Annotated in this window: 4 protein-coding genes; all 4 read left to right on the forward strand. The window is 39.1% G+C overall.

The genetic code is table 11. The features are described 5' to 3' along the window. Positions 1-306: methionine adenosyltransferase domain-containing protein (locus tag ACFIO3_RS11140; RefSeq protein WP_375704467.1), on the forward strand; the 306-nt coding region annotated here is incomplete at its 5' end. Then, positions 303-1,004, forward strand: a complete 702-nt coding sequence (locus tag ACFIO3_RS11145) for a tRNA (guanine(46)-N(7))-methyltransferase TrmB (RefSeq protein ID WP_375606787.1) — start codon at positions 303-305, stop codon at positions 1,002-1,004. The genes ACFIO3_RS11140 and ACFIO3_RS11145, both read left to right, overlap by 4 nt. A gap of 151 nt (positions 1,005-1,155) precedes the next feature. Then, positions 1,156-1,782 (forward strand): ribosome maturation factor RimP, encoded by a 627-nt coding sequence (gene rimP / locus ACFIO3_RS11150; RefSeq protein ID WP_375615155.1) that lies wholly within the window; start codon positions 1,156-1,158, stop codon positions 1,780-1,782. A gap of 47 nt (positions 1,783-1,829) precedes the next feature. Then, positions 1,830-2,680 (forward strand): transcription termination factor NusA (nusA, locus tag ACFIO3_RS11155; protein ID WP_375704468.1); only part of this gene is annotated, 851 nt, incomplete at its 3' end.

Raw genomic sequence — 2,680 nt, forward strand, 5'->3', positions numbered from 1 at the left:
GCTCATTTAGCAGAAAGATGCACCATTCAACTCTCCTATGCAATTGGTATTGCACAACCTTTATCTATTTATCTTAATCTTCATGGAACAGGAAAAGTCGATGAAAAGGTTATTGAAGAAGCCATCCGCAAAATAATGGACCTTTCACCTACCGGCATTCGAAAACATCTTGACCTCAATAAACCTATTTATGCAAAAACAGCTGCCTATGGTCACTTTGGTCGTAAACCAAAACACGATGGTTCGTTTTCATGGGAAAAAACTGATCTCGTGAAAACGCTTCAAACAATGATCCAAATCCCATGATTAAACATAATATACGTAAGAGTGAAGCATTTTTTGGACGCCGACAAGGAAAACAACTTCGAAACAGTCAGCTTACACGTATACAAATGCTTCTCCCCAGTTTGAATATTGATTTAAATGTCCCTCCTCCCTTAAACCTTACATCTTTATTTTCAAGCAAAGTAAGAGAAATTCGACTTGAAATCGGTTTTGGTGGAGGTGAACATTTACTTCATGAAATGGCATATTTTCCAAAAACCGGTTTTATCGGTGTCGAGCCCTTTATCAATGGCATGGCAAAAATATTGTCGTCTCTTGAACAGCATCAAAACCATCAAAATCGTCTTCGCCTCTATAATGATGATGCTACACGCCTTCTGGATTGGCTCCCTGATAACTCGCTTGATGGAATAGACCTCTTCTATCCTGATCCTTGGCCGAAAAAGAAACACTGGAAACGACGCTTCATCAATATAAAAAATCTTAACCGTTTTTCTCGTGTTCTTAAAATAGGGAAATTTTTTCGCTTTGCTAGCGATATAGACAGTTATGTAAACTGGACTTTGTACCATTGTGCACAACATGATCACTTTGAATGGAAAGCAGAAAGCCCTCAAGACTGGAAACTCCCTTATCCACTATGGAGCGAAACCCGCTATGAAGCAAAAGCTCTCCGCGAAGGACGAACGCCTGCCTATCTTACCTTTATCAAGAAATAAATGATCAAGCGCTTTTCTCATAAACAACTTGAAAAATTTTGAATTTAAGAGTATCAATAGTTAAATTCTTGGTCTTATGATGAAGAGTGGGCCGTTGGACCCGCTCTTTTTTAATATCATAAAACTGATGAAACCAACTTGGATAAAATTTATGAATGAAGTTGAAAAAATAAGCAATCTTGACGAACCGCGCCTGTTTGAAGAAGATGGTATCGAAGCACAGGTTGCTGCTCTTGTCATACCACTACTTAAACCTTTAGGTTTTCGTTTGGTTCGCGTGAAACTTCTTGGTCAAAATGGTTTAACACTTCAAATTATGGTTGAACGTGCCGATGGTTCTATGACCATAGAAGATTGTGAAACGGTTAGTCGAACTGTTTCTCCCCTCCTTGATGTACAAAATGTTATTGAACGCAAATATCATTTAGAAATCTCATCCCCTGGAATTGATCGTCCATTGGTAAGAAAATCTGATTTTTTTCATTGGCAAGGGCATCTTGCAAAAATTGAAACCAAAATAACAATTGATGGGCGCCGAAAATTTCGCGGGACACTTACAAATATCACGCAAGATGGATTTATTTTAAACGCTGATAAAGCTGCTTATGGAGAAGCCATGTATACCCCTATTTCCTTTTGTGATATTATAAATGCGCATTTAGTGCTTACCGATGAGCTTATTCGCGATGCATTGAAACAAAATAAAGATTTAAGTCAACAATTCATTGCCAAAGAGAACGCTAACGACTCTATACAGACGCTCAATTTCAAAAAATAATATCACTGGGAAATACCCATCGTGTGGCACAAAGAAGGAGAAAATTGATGGCTACAAGCGCTAACAGGCTTGAGATTCTGCAAATTGCAGATGCTGTTGCACGTGAAAAGTCAATCGACCGTGAAATTGTCATTTCTGCGATGGCTGATGCTATTCAAAAAGCAGCACGTTCTCGTTATGGTCAAGAAACCAATATTCGTGCTGAAATCAATTCTAAAACAGGTGAAATTAAATTACAGCGCCTGCTTAAAATCGTTGATGTCGTTGAAGACTATACAACGGAAATTACTTTGTCTGATGCTCTCAAACGTCAAGCAGAAGCAAAAATTGGTGATTTTTTTGCTGATCTTTTACCTCCTATGGATTTTGGACGTATCGCAGCACAATCTGCTAAACAGGTTATTGTACAAAAAGTACGCGATGCAGAGCGTGATCAGCAATATGAAGAATTCAAAAATAAAGTTGGTGAAATTATTTCTGGTACAGTTAAGCGTGTGGAATATGGTAACGTCATCGTTGATCTAGGGCGCGGTGAAGCTATTGTGCGCCGTGATGAATTAATTCCTCGTGAATCATTCCGCTATGGAGATCGCATTCGTGCTTTTGTCAATGATGTACACCGTGAAACGCGTGGGCCGCAAATTTTCCTTTCACGCACCCATCCCCAATTTATGGTAAAACTTTTCACTATGGAAGTACCTGAAATTTATGATGGTATTATAGAAATCAAATCTGTTGCTCGTGATCCAGGCTCACGGGCTAAAATCGCCGTTGTTTCACGCGATGGTTCCATTGATCCTGTTGGAGCATGCGTTGGAATGCGAGGAAGTCGTGTACAAGCTGTTGTTGCTGAATTACAAGGCGAAAAAATTGATATTATTCCTTGGTCGCCTGATGC

This window comes from Bartonella sp. AD328YNZD (assembly GCF_042196425.1).